At 60.9% G+C, this 20,288-nt stretch carries 20 protein-coding genes; 16 read left to right on the top strand and 4 right to left on the bottom strand.

Features of this window, described 5'->3' with window-relative positions:
- The first annotated feature begins 16 nt into the window (after positions 1–16).
- The 13 genes from fliN (at position 17) to HK26_RS08755 (ending at position 10,492) form a co-directional block, all read left to right on the top strand.
- Positions 17–388, top strand: coding sequence for a flagellar motor switch protein FliN (gene fliN / locus HK26_RS08815; protein ID WP_086639442.1), 372 nt, complete (start codon positions 17–19; stop codon positions 386–388).
- Between the two features lie 5 nt (positions 389–393).
- Entirely contained in the window at positions 394–795 is a 402-nt protein-coding gene (locus tag HK26_RS08810; RefSeq protein ID WP_086639441.1) for a flagellar biosynthetic protein FliO, read from the top strand.
- A complete protein-coding gene (fliP, locus tag HK26_RS08805) occupies positions 792–1,568 on the top strand; it encodes a flagellar type III secretion system pore protein FliP (RefSeq protein WP_025828616.1) in 777 nt (258 codons plus the stop codon). The genes HK26_RS08810 and fliP overlap by 4 nt, the downstream gene beginning before the upstream one ends.
- Before the next feature lie 533 nt (positions 1,569–2,101).
- The gene (locus tag HK26_RS08800; protein ID WP_086639440.1) at positions 2,102–3,628 is read left to right on the top strand and encodes a methyl-accepting chemotaxis protein; all 1,527 of its coding nucleotides are present in this window, start codon (positions 2,102–2,104) and stop codon (positions 3,626–3,628) included.
- A 77-nt stretch (positions 3,629–3,705) separates the two neighbouring features.
- The gene (locus HK26_RS08795; RefSeq protein ID WP_257640940.1) at positions 3,706–3,963 is read left to right on the top strand and encodes an STAS domain-containing protein; all 258 of its coding nucleotides are present in this window, start codon (positions 3,706–3,708) and stop codon (positions 3,961–3,963) included.
- Between the two features lie 8 nt (positions 3,964–3,971).
- Positions 3,972–4,355: a response regulator gene (locus tag HK26_RS08790; protein ID WP_086639438.1), complete on the top strand. Its 384-nt coding sequence runs from the start codon at positions 3,972–3,974 to the stop codon at positions 4,353–4,355.
- Positions 4,356–4,383: 28 nt separating this feature from the next.
- A complete protein-coding gene (locus HK26_RS08785; protein ID WP_257640939.1) occupies positions 4,384–6,654 on the top strand; it encodes a chemotaxis protein CheA in 2,271 nt (756 codons plus the stop codon).
- A gap of 45 nt (positions 6,655–6,699) precedes the next feature.
- The gene (locus tag HK26_RS08780) at positions 6,700–7,155 is read left to right on the top strand and encodes a chemotaxis protein CheW (protein WP_025828772.1); all 456 of its coding nucleotides are present in this window, start codon (positions 6,700–6,702) and stop codon (positions 7,153–7,155) included.
- Positions 7,155–7,997 carry a CheR family methyltransferase gene (locus HK26_RS08775; protein ID WP_086639436.1) on the top strand — a complete coding sequence of 281 codons (843 nt, stop codon included), beginning with the start codon at positions 7,155–7,157 and terminating at the stop codon, positions 7,995–7,997. Before HK26_RS08780 ends, HK26_RS08775 begins: the two co-directional genes overlap by 1 nt.
- Before the next feature lie 3 nt (positions 7,998–8,000).
- A complete protein-coding gene (locus HK26_RS08770; RefSeq protein WP_086639435.1) occupies positions 8,001–9,041 on the top strand; it encodes a protein-glutamate methylesterase/protein-glutamine glutaminase in 1,041 nt (346 codons plus the stop codon).
- Between the two features lie 88 nt (positions 9,042–9,129).
- Complete coding sequence (locus HK26_RS08765) at positions 9,130–9,519, top strand: response regulator (protein WP_086639434.1); 390 nt, start codon at positions 9,130–9,132, stop codon at positions 9,517–9,519.
- Positions 9,516–10,076: a chemotaxis protein CheD gene (locus HK26_RS08760; protein ID WP_257640938.1), complete on the top strand. Its 561-nt coding sequence runs from the start codon at positions 9,516–9,518 to the stop codon at positions 10,074–10,076. The genes HK26_RS08765 and HK26_RS08760 overlap by 4 nt, the downstream gene beginning before the upstream one ends.
- 29 nt (positions 10,077–10,105) lie before the next feature.
- The gene (locus HK26_RS08755) at positions 10,106–10,492 is read left to right on the top strand and encodes a hypothetical protein (RefSeq protein WP_086639433.1); all 387 of its coding nucleotides are present in this window, start codon (positions 10,106–10,108) and stop codon (positions 10,490–10,492) included.
- Between the two features lie 57 nt (positions 10,493–10,549).
- On the opposite strand, the gene HK26_RS08750 is transcribed toward HK26_RS08755, so the two are convergent.
- The 3 genes from HK26_RS08750 to flhA all read right to left on the bottom strand — a co-directional run bounded on the left by HK26_RS08750 (position 10,550) and on the right by flhA (position 15,027).
- Entirely contained in the window at positions 10,550–11,845 is a 1,296-nt protein-coding gene (locus HK26_RS08750) for an O-antigen ligase family protein (RefSeq protein WP_086639432.1), read from the bottom strand.
- 249 nt (positions 11,846–12,094) lie between these two features.
- Complete coding sequence (locus tag HK26_RS08745) at positions 12,095–12,958, bottom strand: P-loop NTPase family protein (protein ID WP_086639431.1); 864 nt, start codon at positions 12,956–12,958, stop codon at positions 12,095–12,097.
- A 35-nt stretch (positions 12,959–12,993) separates the two neighbouring features.
- Entirely contained in the window at positions 12,994–15,027 is a 2,034-nt protein-coding gene (flhA, locus tag HK26_RS08740) for a flagellar biosynthesis protein FlhA (RefSeq protein ID WP_180539463.1), read from the bottom strand.
- A gap of 428 nt (positions 15,028–15,455) precedes the next feature.
- Here flhA and HK26_RS08735 point away from each other — a divergent pair, with 428 nt between their 5' ends.
- Positions 15,456–17,075, top strand: a complete 1,620-nt coding sequence (locus HK26_RS08735; protein ID WP_143296326.1) for a tetratricopeptide repeat protein — start codon at positions 15,456–15,458, stop codon at positions 17,073–17,075.
- Positions 17,076–17,115: 40 nt separating this feature from the next.
- Positions 17,116–18,714, top strand: a complete 1,599-nt coding sequence (locus tag HK26_RS08730; protein ID WP_257640937.1) for a tetratricopeptide repeat-containing glycosyltransferase family protein — start codon at positions 17,116–17,118, stop codon at positions 18,712–18,714.
- A gap of 69 nt (positions 18,715–18,783) precedes the next feature.
- On the opposite strand, the gene HK26_RS08725 is transcribed toward HK26_RS08730, so the two are convergent.
- The gene (locus HK26_RS08725; protein WP_086639430.1) at positions 18,784–19,677 is read right to left on the bottom strand and encodes a transglycosylase SLT domain-containing protein; all 894 of its coding nucleotides are present in this window, start codon (positions 19,675–19,677) and stop codon (positions 18,784–18,786) included.
- Positions 19,678–19,958: 281 nt separating this feature from the next.
- Between HK26_RS08725 and HK26_RS08715 the strand changes: the two genes are divergently transcribed.
- Complete coding sequence (locus tag HK26_RS08715) at positions 19,959–20,141, top strand: hypothetical protein (RefSeq protein ID WP_086639428.1); 183 nt, start codon at positions 19,959–19,961, stop codon at positions 20,139–20,141.
- Positions 20,142–20,288: the final 147 nt, after the last annotated feature.

Raw genomic sequence — 20,288 nt, 5'->3', positions numbered from 1 at the left:
GCAGGCGGAGACGACCATGACAACAGAGAACACCGACATCGGGCTTGAGGATTTCGCCACCAGTGTGCCGGCGCCGGATGCCTCCGCAACACCAGCCCCCGGCACGGCCCCCGATGGCAAGGATGTGGATGACGCCCAGAAAGAGGCGGTCTATGACATTCCGGTTAAAATTACGGCGGTTATCGGCACGGCCACCATGCCGGTTAACCAGTTGCTGCGCCTTGGGCGCGGGGCCGTGGTCGAGCTGGACCGCAAGCTGGGCGAAGCCGTGGATATTTACGCCAACAACCGCCTGATCGCCCGTGGCGAAGTGGTGGTGGTCGATGACAACCATATTGGCGTGACCATGACGGAAATCCTGTCCTCCTCCGCAACAAACAACGGTTAAGGGCCTTGGCCGGAGCAGCCGCTGTTGTGGCCACCCCACCCGTAGCCACGGGCCTTGGGGCGGGGTCGTTTGTTGCGCCGGTCATAACCTGCATTGTCGCGTTTGCGGTGGTGATCGGGCTTATTTTTCTGTCCCGTTATGGGCTGAAGTTTGTTGAGCCGTATCTGCTCAAAGGACGGCAGGCCCGTGATCTGGCGGTGATGGAGAGTGTGGCCGTGGACCAGCGCAGGCGGGTCAGTGTGATTCGTTACGGGCAGAAAAAAGGGCTGATCCTGACCGGCGGCGGCAATGATGTGTTCATGGGCTGGGTGGACGAGGGGCCAACGCCCCCCCGCCCCGATACCCCACAGACGGACCCGCAGGCCCCGCCCTTGCCCGACCTGCCAAAGCGGAGTCCCCAGCCATGAGAGTGCCTGCCGTGACAAGACGTGGCCTGTGGTTTGCAAGTCTGGGGCTGTGCGCTCTGGCGGTTGGCGTGCTGGCGGGCCTGCCGGTTGTGGCGCATGCCCAGTCCATTGCCCTTGATCTGGGCAAGGGGGGCGATGCAGGCACCACAAGCCGCCTTATCCAGCTTACGGCGCTGATCACCATCCTGTCCCTCGCGCCCAGCCTGCTGGTTATGGTGACGGCGTTTACGCGGATTATTGTTGTGCTCTCGCTCCTGCGTGGGGCTATTGGCGCGCAGGGCACACCGCCCAATACGGTGCTGATCGGGCTTGGCCTGTTCCTGACCTTTTTTGTCATGCAGCCCACCTTCCAGCAGTCGTGGGATCAGGGCATTTCCCCCATGATTGAAGGGCAGGTGGAGGAAATGGAGGGGCTCAAGGCCGCAGCCGAGCCTTTTCGCACGTTCATGCTCTCGCATGTGCGCTCGGCTGATCTGGCAACGTTTGAGCGTCTGGCCAATGTGCCCGCAGCCGCCACCCCGGCCGAAACACCGTGGCGCGTGCTCATGCCCGCTTTTATGGTGGGCGAACTCAGCCGTGGGTTTGAGATGGGGTTCCTGCTCTACCTGCCGTTTCTGGTAATTGATATTGTCACATCCAGCGTGCTGATGAGCCTTGGGATGATGATGTTGCCACCCGCGACCATCTCCTTGCCGTTCAAGCTGATTTTCTTTGTGCTGGTAGATGGGTGGCAGATGGTGGCGGGTGGGCTTGTCCGCAGCTTTGGTGGTTAGGCGCGTTTGCTTGCCGGCACTGTGATGGCGTTGGGCGCATTGATTGCAAAATGGCAATAAATATCCGCCAGTAGTGCGTCTGCTCTGTTATATATTGCAAGGTTTTTAGAAAAAGCAGCAGGGGGGCAGTCTTGCCCATTGCTACAAAAAAGCTATCATTTGCACCAAGGCGACCACCCAGCCGGACCCGCCGGGCGGGCTGGTGGGTACGTTTTGGGTTTTACTGTATTGTTTTAACGCAATTTTATTATTGGGAGAAAAAGCAGACCGTCAATGGTCCAGACAATCTTCTGTAAAGACATCCAGTCACGAACGCGGTATGAAGGCCTAGCTTGTCTGGTCCCTGTGTCTGGATGAGAACAGATTATCTGCTTTTTATCTCAAGGGGCGTCGTCTGGCGTTTCCTGCTTTTTGTAATGTGCAAGGGGGCCCATTAGGCCACATGACTGGCTGGTGTCTGTTCCGCGCGACAGCGGAGCGGCCAGTAGTTGCCACGCAAGGCGCCCCGACAATATGAAGGAAGTTGCACGGATATGCTGCAATGGCTGAACAAAGACGCTCCGTTCCGTGATAAAATCCGGGTTGTGATGCTCTGTCTGGAAGCATATTTTGTCTTACAGATTATTGTGGAGACGGTTGGCTTTTTCTGGCATGCGCCAGCCCATTACACGTATATCATCAACATGGCGGCTCTGGTGTTCGGCCAGCTTGTTGTTCTTCAGATATGGAGATGGTTTACAAGCCTGATTACCGAGCCGGTGGAAAAACTCGCCACCATGGGCGAGGAACTGGGCAACGGTGTCAGCCACAGCAACATTCCCTTCCTTAAAAACAAAGACTGCGTTGGCCGTCTGGCCCGGATTATGGCGCGCTTCTCACGCATGGTGGAAGAGCAGGCAACCGCGCGCCAGCGGCAGGAAAACATGGCGTCCGAAATTCAGGACGCACTGACGGGCAGCCAGGAACGCGACAAGCACACCCATCTGGTTATCGAGCGTCTGGGGCAGGCTCTGGCCGACATGGCGCAAGGCGACCTGCGCGCGCGCATTGAAGACCCGATTTTTGATGGCGAGTTTGCCCCCCTGCGTGATGCGTTCAACCACTCCGCCTCCCGCCTGAACGAGGCGCTGAGTGCTGTTGCCTCCAACTCGGACCTGATCTCCACCGGTGCTGCCGAAATTTCCACCGCATCGGACGATCTGGCCAAGCGGACAGAAAAGCAGGCCGCAAACCTTGGGCAGGCTGCCTCCTCCGTGCGGACCATTACCGAAGGTGTGCAAAGCAACGCCAAAGCCTGCGCCGATGCCAACGCGGAAAGCCAGCAGGCGCTGGAAAAGGTGAAGGCGGCAACCTCCGTCATGACCGAAACCACCAAGGCCATGGACGGGATCAAAACCTCCTCCGATGCGATTGGCGAAATTATTTCGGTCATCGACGGCATTGCCTTCCAGACCAATGTGCTGGCCCTGAACGCAGGGGTGGAAGCCGCCCGTGCGGGCGAGGCCGGGCGTGGGTTTGCCGTGGTCGCGCAGGAAGTGCGCTCGCTTGCCGAGCAGTCTGCAACTTCGGCCAGCGAGATCAAACGCCTGATTTCCGTTGCCGCCGAGCAGGTGACCAAGGGCGTGGACCTGGTGCAGCAGACGGGCCGCTACCTGAGCGATTTTGCAGGCAGCACCCAGAATATTGCGACCCGTGTGGAAGAAATTTCCTCCTCCACGCAGGATCAGGCCCAGCGCCTGTCCGAGGTCACGGCCTCTATTGGTGGCATGGATCAGGTCACGCAGCAGAACGCCGCCATGGTGGAAGAAACCACAGCTGCCAGCCACAACCTGACCGCCGAAACACGGACCCTTGCCGCAACCCTGAGCCGCTTTAAAATGGATAACTCGGGTGTGCGCAGCAGCCGTGCAGCACGTCCCGCACTGGCGGCCCCGCGTGCTGCCCCCCGGTCCCGCCCGTCCAGCCCGGCCCGTGTTGCTGCCCCCGCGCCGCAGGCGCCCGCAGCGCCCGCGCTGTCCATGCCCACCACATCCTCCGATGCCGGATGGGAAGAATTTTAATGGCTTTTATTCCAGCATGGCAGGGGGCGCAGGCTCCCTGTCTGCACGGCTGATCAGGGGAGCGGATTGTGGCGAGTGTGACTTTACCAGAACGTCTGGACACTTCTGCGGCGTTTGCCCTGAAGAGCGCAATAGAACAGGCAGTTAACAGTGCCGGAGGGGAGCAGGTCGTTCTGGACGCCTCCGGTGTGACGTACCTTGGAGGACTGTGCTTGCAGGTTCTCCTTGCCAGCAGATGCCCCCTTGCGGCGCCATCGGAGCCAGTCGTGGAGGCTTACGCCCTGTTTGGCGTGAGCGCGTGTCTGACCGAGCCGCTGGCGCCAATCAAGGAGTAATAAGGACTATGGTGGAAAAAGTGGGCATACGCGTGCTGACGGTTGATGACTCCCGCACCATGCAGGGTATGCTGCGCAAGGCTCTGGAAGGGGCCGGGTATGACGTGATTCAGGGTGGAGACGGGGTGGAAGGGCTGGAAGTGCTTCAGGCCGCGGACCCCGTGCCCAATGCAATTATCACGGATATTAACATGCCGCGCATGGATGGTTTCGAGTTTATCGAGGCGGTCCGGGCACTGGAGCAGTACAAACATCTGCCCATGATCGTTCTGACAACCGAAAGCGACCCCGAGAAAAAAGCCCGCGCCCGCGCGGTCGGGGCTACGGGGTGGATTGTCAAGCCGTTCAGCACCGATAGCCTTGTGGCGGCGATCCGCCGGGTAACTGCCTGAAGGAAAGAGAACCGGAATGAGTGGTGACATGGACGATATCCTTCTGGTTTTTTTCCAGGAGTGTGAAGAGCAGCTACAGGAACTCGAGCGCGGCCTGTCCGCCCTCTCGGATGGGGAATCCGGGAAGGAGACAATCAACGCCGTTTTTCGGGCCGTGCATTCGGTCAAGGGTGGGGCCGCCTCGTTCGGTCTGGAAAACCTTGTCCGCTTTGCGCATGTGTTCGAAAGCTCGCTGGACGGTCTGCGCTCCGGCCGTGTCGCCCCAACGCCAGAGATCGTCAAAACCTTTCTCAAGGCCATGGATGTTCTGAGCGATCTGGTGGCCGAGGCTCAGGGTGGCGCCACGGTTGATACCGGTCGTATAGAGGAAAGCCGGGCCGAACTTCAGGCCATTATCGGCGAAGGCAGCGGTGGCGCACAGCCACAGCAGGACGATACGGTCCCGGCCGACTTTACGCCCGTGCCCGTTGATTTTGAGCCGGTCATGGCCGATTTTGACTTCGGCGATTTCGGGTTTGATGAGGAGGAAGCCCCGGCTGCGGCCTCCCTTGTGGTGACGTTCAGCCCCCACACCGCCATGTATGACCGCGGGGATGATGCGCGCAACCTGCTGATCGGTCTGGCCGATGTGGCCGTGGCCCACGGCGGGACCAGCACGGTCACGTGCGAGACCGCAGCCCTGCCCGCACTGGCGGCCATGGAAACCGAAAAATCCTACCTCTCATGGCGTGTGGTGCTGCCCGCCGCCGTGCCGGAGGAGAGCGTGCACGCGGTCTTTGACTGGGTGAGCGATGTGTGTGACGTGACCATCACGCGTGATGGTGGCTCCGGCCCCAGTGGGGGGGAAAGCGCGCCCGAGGCTGCGGCCGCCCCCGCAACACCCGAACCTCCTGTGCCCGAGCCATCCGCCCCTGTGGCCGCCCCGCTGGAGGCCACACCGGTTGCGGCCAGCCCCGAGCCGCAAAAGCCTGCCGCCCCGCCCAGCATTGCGGACAAGATCATGGCGGAACTCCCGCCCGCCCCCACACCTGCGGCCACAGCCCCAATTGCCGCAGGCAATACCACTGCCCGCCGCCCCGTGGAGCAGGCCACCATTCGCGTGGACCTGCACCGTGTGGATGACCTGATGGACCTTGTGGGCGAACTGGTGATTGCACAGGCAGCCCTTGAATCCATTGGCCAGCGTGAAGACGGCGGCCAGCAGGAAATGATCAAGCGCATTGCCAGCATGAAAACCCTGACGCGCGACATTCAGGACGCCGTCATGGCCGTGCGCGCCCAGCCCGTGCGCAGTGTGTTCCAGCGTATGCAGCGCGTTGTGCGCGAGGCGTGCTCCATGACCAGCAAGGACGTGGTGCTCACGCTTGAGGGCGAGGACACGGAAGTGGACCGCACGCTGGTGGAAAAACTGTCCGACCCGCTGACCCACATGCTGCGTAACGCCGTGGACCACGGGATAGAAAGTGCAGAGGCCCGGATTGCGGCTGGCAAGTCCCCCACCGGGCAGATTCTGCTGTCCGCTGGCCACCGCTCGGGGCGTATCCTTATCACCATCAAGGATGATGGGGGCGGGATCAACCGTGAGCGCGTGCTGGCAACGGCCATCAAGCGCGGCATTATCGCCCCCGATGCGGTGCTGACGGATGATGAGATCAATAACCTGATCTTTGCTCCCGGCTTTTCCACCGCCGCCACCGTGTCCGATCTTTCGGGCCGTGGGGTGGGTATGGACGTGGTCAAGCAGGCCATTCTGGGCCTTGGCGGGCGCGTGACCATCAGCAGTGTGGAAGGGCAGGGCACAACCTTCTGCCTCTCCCTGCCGCTGACGCTGGCCGTGCTCGATGGCATGCTGATTGTGGCTGCTGGTTCCACCATGGTGGTTCCGGTCTCCTCCGTGGTGGAAACCATGATGGTCAACCACAAGGACATTTACATGCTGCCCGATGGCGCCAATGTGGTGTCCATCCGTGGGGCGTGTATGCCGCTTATTCCGCTGGCATCCGAGCTTGGGCTTGGCGGCTACGGCTCTGGCGGCCTGTCCGAAGAGGACGTGATTCTGGTTGTGGAGAACGAATCAGGTGCCCGCGCGGCCCTGATTGTAGAAGACATCCGCGATCAGGCGCAGGTGGTCATCAAAAGTATTGAGAAAAACTACCGGCAGATGTCCGGCGTGTCCGCCGCCACCATTCTGGGGGATGGCAGCGTCTCCCTTATTCTGGACGTACCCGCGCTGGTTGCCAACGCCCTTGGGCGGATAGACACAAGGCCATCGGATGTGCGTACCGGGCTTGCGGCATAAGAGAACACCACATCAGACGATCTGTATTTGAGTAGGAAAATGGACATGACGGACGAAGCCGGGGCCGACGCCAAACTTGTAAAAATGATCGTGTTTGCAGTGGGGGAGCAGGAATATTGTATTCCTATCCTGAGTGTGCGCGAAATTCGCGGGTTTGAAAAAACAACAGCCCTGCCTTTTGCGCCGCATTATGTGTGCGGCGCCATCAACCTGCGCGGCATTATCCTGACCGTGATCGACCTTGCGGTGTACCTGAACGTGCAGCCACAGGCCGATAACCCGCGCCGGGTGGTGATTATTGTGGAATCGCGCAATGGCACGGTCTGCGGCCTGCTGGTGGACCGGGTGATTGACATGGCAGATGTCAACCTGTCCGAAATTCAGGCCGTGGCGGAAGAAGACAGCAGCCTGAGCGGTCTGGTCATGATTGCGGACCGTATGATTGGCGTGCTCCGCCTTGAAGTTGTGGTGGGCCAGTTGGTGGGCGGGATGATCTCCTGATGGTCGATACGCGGTCTACTGCCGACCCGGAGTATACGGACGCCGATTTTCAGATGGTCCGGCGGATTGCCAAGCAGGAAGCGGGTATTTTTATCCCCGATTCCAAAAGTACGCTGGTATATTCGCGTGTTTCGCGCCGTGTGCGTGAAAGCGGGATGGACAGTTTCCACGCCTATCTCAACTTCGTGCAAAGCCCACCCGGCCGCGCGGAAATGGAAAAGCTGGTCTGTGCGCTCACAACCAATGTGACCAGCTTTTTCCGCGAGCGGCCGCATTTTGTGCATATGGAACAGAATGTGCTGCCAGCCCTTGCCGCGCGTCTGCGCACGGGCGGGCGCGGGCGCATCTGGTCGGCTGCGTGTTCCACCGGGCAGGAGCCGTGGAGCATTGCCATGTCCGTTCTGTCGGTTCTGCCCGAGGCTGCATCTTATGACATGCGGATTCTGGCAACCGACATCAACTCCAACGTGGTGGCGCAGGCTGCGGCTGGCACCTATGTTGCCAGCGAGACCGACGGCATTTCCAGCGCGCAGAAAAGCCAGTTCATGCAGGCCGATAACCGGGGCAACCTGAGCTTTGTTGGCAATATCCGCACGCTACCGGCCTTTAAGGTGCTCAACCTGAACGCCGACTGGCCCATGCGCGGGCAGTTCTCGGTTATTTTCTGCCGCAATGTCGTGATTTATTTTGATGAACCCACGCGCGAGCGCCTGTGGGGCCGTCTGGCCGATAAGCTGGAAAAAGGTGGGTTTCTCTACGTTGGTCATTCCGAAAAAGTGGCCAACCCCCGCCAGTGCGGCCTGGAGCAGGTGGCTCCGACCATTTACCGGAAAGCGAGCTGATTGATGGCCCAGCCTGTAAGAGTTCTGATTGTTGATGATTCGCGCACAATCAGGGCGCTCATCAAACGCTCCTTTGCACAGAACCCGGATATTGAAGTGTGCGGTGAAGCAGCAAACCCGCTGGAAGCACGCGACCTGATTATCAAGGACCAGCCCGACGTCATTACCCTTGACGTGGAAATGCCGGGGATGAACGGCCTGCAGTTCCTTGAAAAAATCATGCGGATGCGCCCCATCCCCGTTGTTATGGTGTCCAGCCTGACAGCCAAGGGGGCGGATACGGCCATTACCGCGTTGCAGATGGGCGCGTTTGACTGCTACCCCAAGCACAATGTGGCTCCGGGGGAGGACGCGTTTGCGGGCCTTGGCAGGCTGGTGGTGCTTGCGGCGCGCTCGCAGCCCGTCTCACGCATACAGCGGCGCACGCCTACGGCCCCTGTTGCCCATGCACAGACCACATGGGGCAACTCGGTCGATCTGGTGGCCATTGGCTCGTCCACAGGTGGGGTGGAAGCACTGGAGGAGGTCCTCTCCGGTTTTCCGCAAAAAAGCCCGCCGGTGGTTATTTGCCAGCATATGCCGCCGCTGTTTACGGCCAGCTTTGCCAACCGGCTCAACCAGTCCATGCCTGCCCTCTCCATTGCCGAGGCGCGCGATGGGGAGGTGCTGCAACCCGGCATGGTCCGGATTGCACCCGGTGGGGACAGGCACCTTGTGGTGGACAATGGTGGTGGCAAATACATCACACGGCTGATCGGTGGTGCGCCGGTAAGCGGGCATTGCCCATCGGTGGATGTGTTGTTCAAATCCGTTGCCAAACACGCGGGGCGCAACGCGCTGGGCATTATCCTGACCGGCATGGGGCGCGACGGGGCGGAGGGGCTGCTGGCCATGCGGCAGGCCGGGGCGTTTACAATCGCGCAGGACAAAACATCTGCGGTTGTTTATGGAATGCCACGGGTGGCGGCCGAGATTGGGGCGGCATGCCAGGTTGTGGGGTTGCGCCAGATTTCTGCCGCGGCCATGGCCATTCATACACGCTGAGTACAAAACAGGCGGACCATAACCGCCGTGTGTAGCTGATGCCGGTCTAGTATGACCGGACTTGAGACTAGGAATAAGGGGGAGACAAATGCCTGCCGCTTCACAAATCAAGGCTCTGATCGTTGATGACCAGGCCTCTATCCGTCAGGTTCTGGCCAATAGCATGGCCGAAATCGGGTTTACCAACATTGCCCAGCGCAAGGATGGCAAGGAAGCTCTGGAATATCTGGACCAGAATCCCACGCATCTGGTCATATCGGACTTTAACATGCCGGTTATGGATGGTCTGGCCCTGCTGCGCGCGGTGCGGAGCAACCCAAAAATCCAGAAGGTGGCCTTTATTATTCTGACCGGCGAGGCCAGCAAGGATCTGGTGCAGGAAGCGGTCAAGGCTGGTGTTAACAACTTCCTTGCCAAACCTTACACCGTATCCAAACTGCGTGAGGTGCTGGAAAAGGTGTTCGGGCCGATAAAGTGAGCGATCACGCCACAGTTAAAACGGTTATTCAGGGGGAAGTGGAAATTTCTGGCGATTCGTCAGTAGTTTTTGCAACACTGCTGGGGTCGTGTGTTTCGGTCTGCATGTTTGACCCGATCGCGCGCGTGGGGGGCATTAACCATTTTCTGCTGCCCGATGGGGGGGAAAGCCACTCGGGTACCGCCATGCGCTTTGGTGTCAATTCCATGGAAATGCTGGTCAACGGTCTGCTCAAGGCCGGTGGGCAGCGTAGCCGTCTGGTGTGCAAGGTGTTTGGCGGGGCGGCTGTTGTGCCCAGTCTGGGCCGGATCGGGCAGGAGAACATCCGTTTTGTCACCCATTATCTGGTAGACGAGCGGATCCGCTGTGTGTCCCAGAGTTTGGGCGGCACATTGGCCCGGCGCATCCGGTTCTGGCCCACCACGGGGCGGGCGCAGCAGAATCTGGTACAGGATGTGCAGGGTATTGGCAGGCAGGAAGTCGCCTACAGCCGGCGTGAGGCTGAAGCAGAGCGGAAGTGGGCCACAGAGGCCAGTTCCGAGATCGAGCTGTTTTAAAAAAAAGCCGGGCCGGAGAGGATAATTACATGGATGTCGTGCACCCCCTGTCAAACAGTGCTGCGGGAACAAAACGCAGCGCGCAGGACGTAATGGACCACCTTGTTACGTTGCTGGAGGAGACCTGCCAGGATTTTATGGGGGTACAGCGCGTGGTGGGGGAGAGCATGTCTGCCGCCCCTCTGAGCGATGCGGACGTGCAGGCCCTGCAAAAGCTGGATTCCGCTACCCAGACAGTCGAGGCTGTGGCCACTGTTTTAAAAAATCTGGCGCTCTGCTACGCGCAGCGCAACGAACTGCCGCTTGATGTTGCGGCGCTGAGCCAGAGTGTAAAGCTGAGTCATGTGGTGGATGTGCTGAGCCATGGCACACAGGCCAGCCAGACCAGCCATGCGGGTGAAGTTGACCTGTTTTAAAAACGGTTTTTTCCAAAACGTTTGACCTTTGCGGCAGCCCTGTCAGGCTTTAGCCGCTCAGATTGTGCCAGTGCCAGTGCCAGTGCCAGTGTTGCGTGTGGTGGTGCGGGCCAGAGCCAGCCCCCACCCCAGCATCAGAAAAACCCAGCCCGCCGTCCGCTCCGTAAACAGCGAACTGGTCGAGGCCAGCGGCCAGAACAGCATGCACAGCGTAATCAACAGCATGGACGGCATAAGCTCTGTTGTGGCCAAGGCCGCACGCAGCACGGTTCTGAGCCAGTACAGAACCAGACAGGCAAAAACAGACAGGCCGCTCAGGCCACTGAGTATGGCAATTTCCAGATAGATATTGTGGGGGTGGATGTTGCAGCCCGCCGCCGGGTCCTGCCCGAGCATGAAAGGGGCAAACTGCGGCACACCATAAAAATAGGCAGGCTCGGCGCAATGCCTGCGGAAACCATCAAACCCCAAACCCAGCAGCGGGTGCGCGTGCAGCATATTCAGCCCACGGATGTAAAGCTGACCATAGGGGGAGTGGGCAAAGCTGCCCATCTGCTCAACAAAATGCAGAACCAGCTTGTTATAGGCCGGGGGGGAGAGAACAGGCAGCAGCGCCAGCCCCACCACACCTGCCAGAATGGACAGGGCCACAGCAATCCGGGTTGTTTTGACCAGAACGGCACAGATAAAAAACCCGAGAAAGACCAGCAGTGCAGGCATTCTCTGCCCGATAATGACCATGCTCAGCAGCAAAAAGGACATAAGGGCCAGTGCGAGCAGTTTTTTGCCCAAGGCCCGGTTTTGCACCATGCGCATGGGGTACACCATTAAACCGGGGAACATGATGACCATAAGCGCCGGGCCTGCGCGTGGAGCAAAAAACGGGCCGGTTAACGCGCCATCCCTCCATCTGGGGTAACCCCAGATATTGGCCCCGAACAGATATTGCTCCCAGCACTGACCAAGCACCCATAGCCCTGCCAGTGTGACTGTGGCTCCCAAAAACTGCTGTTGTGTTCTGCCTGCCAGCAGCCATTCTTCCAGTGCTTTGGCAAATACAAAATACCGGACAATGGCCAGCGCTGCCAATGTGCTCTGGAGGGAACCATCCAGTATGGAGGAGGTAACAATCAGCCCCCAGAGCAGCATGGCGTAGGGGAACCACCCACGTTGCAGGCAGGCATAGTGTTTTTTAAAACTGCAATGCAGCAAAAAAACTATGGCAATAAAAGAGATAATAAAGTCGGCAATGGCGCGGCCGCGTAATTGAAAGAACGGTAGAAAACACAGGAGCACAAAAGCGATTTTCTGCCAGACCACAGCCTGAAGAATGGAAATATTTTTTAAGGTCATGCCGTAGAGCTCCAAGTGCTCTTCTTGATAAAATACTCTTTTTGTAAAAGCTATTCTTAAATAAAGCTGTTTAAAGCCGTATAGCGCGGGCCCGCAACCAGATGCGCCACATGGTGGAGGCGTTGCGGTGTGCAGGCCCGGTGCTGCCGTATGCAGGCTGGCAGGGCGCTGGGCTTGTGTGCGGGGCGTGCACCGTGGGTGCGCGGGAGCCTTGGTGCCGCGTCATCTGCGGCAAAGGCTCCCGGTGGCTCAGGACGGAAGGGTCAGGAGCCTGTTGGCCAGAATACTGGCGTTAAGGGGGACAAGCCCGCCCACAATGCTGGACGAACAACTGCCGTATGTCAGGCTTAAACCGCAGGCGGCCGCAGCAATAATACCGCCAACCCGGCCTGCCTGATCCATTTTGCTGGCAACCATGGTGGTCGCGCCGCGTTGGGCAAAGGCATAGCCTATGTCGGCAGATTCCTCGGCATCCAGCCCGGCGGGCAGAACAAGGCTGAGCGTTGCGCCAATGCATTCGACCATCTGCATCATTTTGCCCATGCTTACGGGGGAGTACACGCAAATGCCCGGTAGATCGACCAGAATGGGTTGCCCCGGCTCCCTGTGCTGCACGGCATCGGCCAGAATGTCGGACGTGCTGCCTTGAATGATGGGAATATTATAGGGCTGGAGCAGGGCAGACAGCTTGGCAAAGCTACCTGCGGTGTGGTCGCACGCAATAATCAGCGGGGGTGGGCTGTCCTTGTGTTCCTCGGCAAGGATGTAGCGGGCGGCCAGCTTGGCCAGCACCAGCGTTTTGCCAGAGCCGGAGGCACCGCCAAAGGCCAGCGGCGCCTGTGTGGCATCGGGCAGGGCGCCAAAGGACAGCACATTGTCCAGACCATCAGCCAGTGTTTTGCCCGCAAGGGCGTGGATCAGCGGCTGGGGCACGGAGTGCCAGCGCAGAATGTCCTCAACCGTCAGATGGCTGACCGGCAGGGATACGCCACTGGGGGGAGCCGCATCCGTGTCCGCCACCGGCTCGGGTGCGGGCACTTCCTCGGGTGTGGCGCTTCCCTGACGGCGCTCCGCAACCTGCTGGTTTGCGGTGTCGGAGGGACTATCCTGCATATTCTACTCCCATGGTGCGGTCTGCTGGCTGAGTGTCACGATATGGTCGCAACCGTCTTGATCCGGGCACGAGGGTATATCTCAGCTTGTGACAGAACGGAAATGGAAGGACGGACCCGTTCGACAATGGCGTGCATGGAATCTCTTACAGGGGAGGCGACAACAATAACCGGAATTTCACCGTTGGTGGAAAGGGCGTTAAACGTATCGCGCAGCTTTCCCACAAAAACATTGAGCATGGAAGGTGGCATGGCAAGCTTGCGGTCTTCCGCCGGGCCGGTGATATGCGCCATGAAGTCCGATTCCCATTTGGGGGAAAGGGTGACGATGGGAATATACCCCCCCGGCCCCACCAGTGTGTTGCAGATCTGGCGCGACAGCCGCATGCGCACATGGTTGGTCAGCGGGCCAATGCCGCGCAGGCCCATGCCGCAGGCCTCCTGAATGCTTTCCAGAATGGTGGGCAGGTCACGGATGGACACGCGCTCGGCCAGCAGGGCCTGCAACACGCGCTGCACGGTGCTGAGCGGCACCTGCGAGGGAATAAGGTCGTTGACCAGCTTCTGCTGTTCACGCGGCATGTCGTCCAGCAGGGCCTGCGTGGCCACGTAGGTCAGCAGGTCAGGCAGGTTCTGGCGCACGCTCTCGCTCAGGTGGGTGACAATGACGCTGGCGGGGTCCACCACGGTGCAGTTCATGGCCATGGCTTTGGTTTTCTGGGATGGGTCTATCCATACCGCAGGCAGGCCAAAGGCGGGTTCTGTGGTTTTTTCGCCCGGTATGGGCGGCACGCCTCCAGAGGGGGTCATGGCCAGCAGCTTGTGGGGTTTGACCTCGCCGGATGCGATTTCAATTTCCTTGAGCTTGATGACGTATTTTTCCGAGGCCAGATGGATGTTGTCCTGAATGCGCACAGGCGGGGTGACAAAGCCCATTTCCGTTGCCACGGAGCGGCGCAGCGCCTTGATCTGCTCGGCAAGCTGGGGGGTGTCTCCACCCGTCAGGGGCAGCAGGCCAAAGCCCAGCTCAAGGCGGAGCAGGTCCAGCTTGAGAATGTCGGAAATGGGGGAGGCCGCGGGCTGTGGCGTAATTTCGGTCACGTCCCCGTCGCTGTCGGCTGCGGGGGCGCGGCTGCGCAGCCATGCACCCGTGCCAGCGGCCACCGCAATGGCCAGAAAGGGGAAGGCGGGCAGGCCGGGCATCAGGGCAAACAGGGCGGACAGGGCGGCAGCCACACCAAGGGGTTTGGCGTTGCCGCTGAGTTGGCGGGCCAGAATAACGTCCGCCGTGCCATCCGTCCCGCCCTTGGTGACCACAATACCCGCAGCGGTGGAGACCAGCAGCGCAGGGATTTGCGAGACAAGGCCGTCACCCACGGTGAGCATGGTAAAGGTGCTTGCCGCCTCGCTTAGTGGCATGCCGTGGCGGAGCACGCCAATGGTCAGCCCCCCCACAATGTTGATGGCGGTGATGATGATGCTGGCAATGGCATCCCCACGCACAAACTTGGCCGCACCGTCCATGGAGCCGTAGAAGGCGCTTTCCTCCTCCAGTTCCTTGCGCTTGGTGCGGGCCGTGCGCTCGTTGATCGCGCCGGAGGCCAGGTCCGCGTCAATGGCCATCTGCTTGCCCGGAATGGAGTCCAGAAAGAAGCGGGCCGCCACCTCGGCAATACGCCCCGACCCCTTGGTGATGACCATAAAGTTCACCACCAGCAGGATGCAGAAGATGATCCCCCCGATCACCACATCCCCACCCATAAGGAACCCACCAAAGGCGGCCACCACGTGGCCTGCGGCATAGGGGCCCTCGCTCCCGTGGCTGAGGATCAGGCGCGTGGTCGCAATTTCAAGCGCCAGGCGCAAAAGCGTTGTCAGCAGCAGCAGTGTGGGGAAGGAGGTAAAGTCCAGCGGGCGCTCAAGGAACAGTGCCACCATAAGCACCAGCACCGAGGAGGTGATGGAGATGGACAGCCCCATGTCCAGAATAAAGGTGGGCAACGGCAGGATAAGGATGGACAGCAAAAGCACAACGCCGACCGCCAGACCAATGTCCGTGCCGGGGAACATGGTGCGCCACGGCAGGGCCTTCCACCCGCCATTGCGCAGGGTCCCGGCTGCGTGGGTCAGCATGCGCGAGCCAGATGCCAGTCTTACGCGTGCGGCCGCAGTCCTGTCCGCCAGTGTGCCAGCAGCGGCTTTTTTGACCGAGTTGCCATCGGCAGTATCCAAGAACCACGTATCCTTTTGTGTTTTTAACGGCACGGTCTATGGCGGATTCCGCAACAGTCCATCTTGCTCCAAACCCTGACAGAGTGCGCCATTAAGGCCCATGTCCGTGCTGTGCAAGTACAGTTATCATCAAGTGCAATCCAAGGCCAGAAAATGGTTTTGGTCTGGCTGCCTGCCGCCCCGTGGCCTGCGTGGTTGGGTATGGTTAAGTCGGGCCGGTATGGTAAGGTCGATTGTAACAACCACAGGGATGCAGATCAGCCGACATGAAAGCGACTTGGGAACCTGAAAAAGCCAATATGCAAAAGCTGGTGGCCCGGAAGGAAGCCGTTCTGCAAAACCCCACCCCGCTCAGTGTCGGCCAGTTGTGCGAGGAGCTGTGCCGCTCGGAACTGGCGGTGGAGGCAATCCGCCTGTCGCTGGAAATGGTGCGGCGTGAACCCGACAATGTGGCCTATCTGCTGATCGCAGCGTTTGTGCTGACCAACCATGTGTTCCGCTACGACATAGCCGTGCCCCTGCTGCGCAAGGCCACCCTGCTGGAGCCAGACAACCCCGCCATCAAAATCATGCTGGCGCAGGCGCTGATTGTGAATGGTGATCTGGCCGGGGGCTCTGCCCTGTTTGCGGATATCATCAAACTCTACCCAAGCCAGCGCGTTGTCGCCACGTTGCAGATTTCCCAGACCTTTTTGCGTATGGGCTACCCTATGGAGGCGCTGAACATCCTTTTGTTCGCCGTCCGTCAGGAGCCTGCGCAGCCTGCGCTGTATAACGCCATTGGGTGTGCGCTCGGGTGCCTCAACCGGGCGGAGGAGGCCCTGCCGTGGTACGAGCAGGCCCGGCGCATGGCCCCCCATGACGAGGGGATTTTGCTGGGTTCCGCCATTGCCACGCTCAAGGCCGGGCACTACGGCCCGGGCTGGGCGCTCTTTGCGCAAAGAGCCAACAAGCTGACCGCAGTGACAAAATGGTTCGCCCAGTTCCCGCAGCTCCAGCCCGGTGATGAGGTGTCGGGCAAAAGCGTTGTGCTGTTTCAGGAGCAGGGGCTGGGGGATACGCTCCAGTTCATCCGTTTTGCCTCGGTTCTGGTGGAGCGCGGTGCGCAGGTTACCATTGCCGTGGGGGCTGCCCTTGTGCGCCTGATCGCCCAGTCCTACCCCGAGCTGGTGGTGCGGGACGCCATCTGCTTTGGGCTGGGCGAGATGTTTGATTATGCACTGGCCATTCCCAACCTGCCGTATGTGACCAACATGCAGACTGTGGCCGATATTCCCGGCACGGTGCCCTACCTGCGGGCGGATGCGCAGGACGTGGAGCGGTTTGCTGCGCTGCTGCCCGTGGCGCGGCCACGCATTGGCCTTGTCTGGTCGGGGGACAGGCGGATGTCCGCGCAGGATGTCATGGCCAACCAGCTCCGCTCCAGCACGCTGGCGGTTATGGGCAGGGCGCTGACCCCGGTGGAGGCAACACTGGTCAGCCTTCAGTTCGGGAGCCCGCGTGAGGATATGCAGAGCTGGACCGGCCAGCCGATATGCGACCCGATGGACCACGTAAAGGATATGGCCGACACCGCCGCCGTGATTGAAAATCTGGACCTGATAATCTCGGTCGATACCTCGGTCCTGCATCTGGCGGGGGCATTGGGCAAGCCTGTGTGGCTGCTCAGCCGGTGGGACGCCTGCTGGCGCTGGCTTGATAAGGGGGAAACCACGGCCTGGTACCCGAGCATGCGTATTTTCCGCCCACAGGAGCGCTCCTTTGATCCCGTGCTTGGCCAGATGGGCGAGGCCCTGCGCGCATGGGTGGCGGCATGGAGCGCTGCCCATACGGGGGCGGACCGGGCAGCCCCGGCGCAGGACGGGCCACTAGAGCGCACCCTTTGAGCCGCAGGGTGTGCCGCCAATGATGACGAAGGACCACAGGATGGAACAGCCAGCAGACGCCGCCCCCATAAGGCTGCCCCAAGGCATGACGGTGGAAGGGTTGTGGGCGGCGCGGCAGGCGCTGATGCAGAACCCGACCCCCGAAGGGCTGAAAACTCTGGCAACCCAGATTTTTGCCGTGCAGCAGCATGTGGCCGGTGAGCGGCTGGTGCTCGATGTCATTGGCGCACATCAGGACAATCTGGCCGTGTTGCTGGCGGCGGCTGATGTGCTGGCGACCTACACCATGCGCTATGACCTGATCGTGGCCATTCTGGGCAAGGTGCTGCTGGCGCTTCCACATCTGAGCCAGCTCAAGGTCTTTCTGGCTACGGCGCTGGTCAGAAAAGGCGATGTGACGGCAGGGTTGCGCATTTTTGCCGAGATCATGCAGCAGCACCCCGAGCATCATCAGGATGCGTGTGAGCACCTTGTTGTGGCCCTGCTGGATGCGGGCTACGCGCAGGAAGGGCTTATGGTGCTGGAATCGTGGTTCCGTGGCGGCAAGCCTGTGACCACCGCCCTGCTGAGCAATATGGGCTGCGTGCTGCAACGCATGAACCGCTCGGAGGAGGCGCTGGCGTGGTACAGGCGGGCGCTGGAGCGCGAGCCACACAACAGCGCAGCCTGCACAGGCTATGCCGTGGCGCTGTTCAAGGCCGGACATTTTGGCGAGGGAGCGCCCTATTACCTGCACAGGGAAGGGCTGGCCCCGGATTCGGTCAGTTGGTATCTGTCCCTGCCGCATCTGCGCAAAGGGGAGCCTTTGCAGGGCAAAAAGGTTATTTTCTATCAGGAGCAGGGGCTGGGGGACACGCTCCAGTTCATCCGCTACCTGCCTATGGTGCTTGCACAGGGGGCGCAGGTCACGCTTGTCTCGCCCGACACGCTGCTCCGCCTGCTCCGGCTGGCTTTTCCGCAGGTGCACGTTGTGGCGGAAAAGGACTTTACCCGGCAGGACGGGTACGATGCCATTCTGCCCATTCCCGACCTGCCCTTTGTCATGGGGCTGCAAACGCGGGCCGATATTCCCGCGCAGGTTCCCTACCTACAGGCTCCCCCGGCTGATGTTGCCCGTCTGACGGCATTACTGCCCGCACAGCGGCCGCGTATTGGTCTGGTCTGGTCTGGTGGGCGGCGCACCAAATCTGCGGATGTGCTGACCGACCAGCGACGCTCCACAACGGCGGAGCAGGTGCTGGGTGCGCTTACCCCGGTGGCGGCGGCGCTGGTCAACCTCCAGCTTGGTCCGCGCCGGGAGGACCTTGCGGCATGGCGTGGCCAGCCGGTGTGCGACCTTATGGACCATGTGGCGGACATGGCCGACACCGCTGCCCTGATTGAAGGGCTGGACCTGATTATCTCGGTCGATACATCGGTGGTGCATCTGGCTGGCGCACTGGGCAAACCCGTGTGGCTGATCAGCCGGTGGGATGGATGCTGGCGTTGGGGGGATACGGGCGAGACCTCGCCATGGTACCCCACCATGCGTATTTTCCGCGCGCAGGAGCGCACACTCGGGCCAGTGCTGGAGCAGGTGGGTGCGGCCCTGCAGGCGTGGGTCGCCACATGGCAGCCGGGCAGGGGCGCGCTGGACTAGCCAAGCACCGGGCGGTTATGCCGCCCGAGGGCTGCGACCAGCCAGAAGGCCGGTTTGTCGCGGGTGGGCTTATTCGTTCCCTTGGGAAGAGGCAACGCGCTGGGTGCTGGCCCGCGCGACAGGGGTAGCGCGGTAGGAGGCCAGCGAGCGGCCGTGCATGCCACTTCCCCGGCTATTCCCCACAGGCCCGGCCTCTACAAAGTTCCGCATACCCTGAAAAGGGTGGAACACCTTGGGGTGCGAGACCTGGGGCATGCCATCCGGGCCTGTACCCATATTGGCCTCGGCCACCATCATGGGTGGGTGGCGGACCGAAGGGGTAACCGGGTGCGGGAACACCTGCGCCATAAGGGGGGATTTTTGCGGGGGTTGTACCCCATCACGCCCGTCCTGCGGTACGGCCCATGCCTCCAGCACCTTCCACTGGTAGGGGGTGCCTATGCCGGGGGTCTGGGAGTGGTAGGCCGCTGCGGCGCGGGGCCAGCTCCCCATTTTTTCATACATCTGGACCAGAAAGCTGCCCGCATACATGGCGTTGCGCACCGGGTCGAACGCCTGATCGACGGAGGGGAAGGCCTCGGGGTGTTGTTGCAGGTTGACCTGCATGCACCCTACGTCAATGGACATGATGCCCTGCTGGCGGAAGCTCTGCACAGCGGCCACGGCCTCGGCCCGGCTGTTGTAGTGGTAGCCAATGCCGCCTGCGTTAATCGTCCACGGCCAGGCGGAGACCGTACCATCGGATTCGGTCCGGCCACTTTCCACCCGCCCCATGGCGGAGAGAAACCCGTCAGGAATATGCAGGCTGCGCTCGGCCTGCGCCATGGCCTCCGTGCACAGCCCTGCCTCGGCCGAGTGTGCATTGGCCCGCGATGTTCCCACGGTGGTGTGCACACAGCCTGCAAGCAGTGCGGCGCTCAGCAGCCAGCGGGTGGGTGGGGTGCGGGGGGGCGGTGCGGTCATGCGGGGTTCTGGCAGGGGCCGGGTCGTGTCCGAGCGGCGGGTCCCTTCTCTCCTTGGCTGTTGCTGGCTCTATGCCAGCCAATGCAAAAAGCGGCAGGGGTGGGCGCGCAGGGGTGCGGGCCTGCCCGGCTTGGCCTTACACGGCTGTATTCCCCCTGTGCGGATCGTGCAAGGATTCATGTGGGGGTAGTCCGGGCTGCAAAGGCTGGCCAGAGTGCGGCGCGCTGGGGGTATGGGACCGGCTTTTTTGCTGCGGGTCTGTGGGCTTCGGGTTTAATGGTATGATTTTGCATGATCTTTGGTGGGGGCTGTCTGCTGCTGGCCAGCCCCGTGCGCGGCCCGTGTGCGGGCAGGTGGTGCATGCGGGGGCAAAAAAAGGCTTTTGGGCATGGGCCGGGGCAGGCTACATGGGCATTGAATGTGATGGCCAGCGCGCCTATTCTTATGGCACAAAGGCTATGTGATGGCCCTTGCACCCCGTGCAGGGCCGATCAATCAGGGGTACGCAGGTATATGAGCAACCGCCTCAAGGCGAGCAACGGGCATGGCGGTGCGGCCTGCCAGCATGGCGGCAGTGTGGCGGTCTCTCCGGCCCGTATGGGGCAGGGTAT

Source organism: Acetobacter okinawensis, from assembly GCF_002153655.1.
GTDB lineage: Bacteria > Pseudomonadota > Alphaproteobacteria > Acetobacterales > Acetobacteraceae > Acetobacter > Acetobacter okinawensis_A.
Note: the sequence above shows the minus strand (reverse complement) of the source record. Positions and strands in the feature narration are given on the sequence as shown.

Coding starts and splice junctions, on each gene's coding strand:
- flhA (WP_180539463.1), bottom strand. CDS start 15,027: ATGTTCCCCGGCACGGACATTGGTCTGGCGGTCGGCGTTGTGCTTTTG.
- fliN (WP_086639442.1), top strand. CDS start 17: ATGACAACAGAGAACACCGACATCGGGCTTGAGGATTTCGCCACCAGT.
- HK26_RS08800 (WP_086639440.1), top strand. CDS start 2,102: ATGCTGCAATGGCTGAACAAAGACGCTCCGTTCCGTGATAAAATCCGG.
- HK26_RS08755 (WP_086639433.1), top strand. CDS start 10,106: ATGGATGTCGTGCACCCCCTGTCAAACAGTGCTGCGGGAACAAAACGC.
- HK26_RS08735 (WP_143296326.1), top strand. CDS start 15,456: ATGAAAGCGACTTGGGAACCTGAAAAAGCCAATATGCAAAAGCTGGTG.
- fliP (WP_025828616.1), top strand. CDS start 792: ATGAGAGTGCCTGCCGTGACAAGACGTGGCCTGTGGTTTGCAAGTCTG.
- HK26_RS08790 (WP_086639438.1), top strand. CDS start 3,972: ATGGTGGAAAAAGTGGGCATACGCGTGCTGACGGTTGATGACTCCCGC.
- HK26_RS08730 (WP_257640937.1), top strand. CDS start 17,116: ATGGAACAGCCAGCAGACGCCGCCCCCATAAGGCTGCCCCAAGGCATG.
- HK26_RS08750 (WP_086639432.1), bottom strand. CDS start 11,845: ATGACCTTAAAAAATATTTCCATTCTTCAGGCTGTGGTCTGGCAGAAA.
- HK26_RS08770 (WP_086639435.1), top strand. CDS start 8,001: ATGGCCCAGCCTGTAAGAGTTCTGATTGTTGATGATTCGCGCACAATC.
- HK26_RS08785 (WP_257640939.1), top strand. CDS start 4,384: ATGGACGATATCCTTCTGGTTTTTTTCCAGGAGTGTGAAGAGCAGCTA.
- HK26_RS08775 (WP_086639436.1), top strand. CDS start 7,155: ATGGTCGATACGCGGTCTACTGCCGACCCGGAGTATACGGACGCCGAT.
- HK26_RS08745 (WP_086639431.1), bottom strand. CDS start 12,958: ATGCAGGATAGTCCCTCCGACACCGCAAACCAGCAGGTTGCGGAGCGC.
- HK26_RS08765 (WP_086639434.1), top strand. CDS start 9,130: ATGCCTGCCGCTTCACAAATCAAGGCTCTGATCGTTGATGACCAGGCC.
- HK26_RS08715 (WP_086639428.1), top strand. CDS start 19,959: ATGATTTTGCATGATCTTTGGTGGGGGCTGTCTGCTGCTGGCCAGCCC.
- HK26_RS08780 (WP_025828772.1), top strand. CDS start 6,700: ATGACGGACGAAGCCGGGGCCGACGCCAAACTTGTAAAAATGATCGTG.
- HK26_RS08725 (WP_086639430.1), bottom strand. CDS start 19,677: ATGACCGCACCGCCCCCCCGCACCCCACCCACCCGCTGGCTGCTGAGC.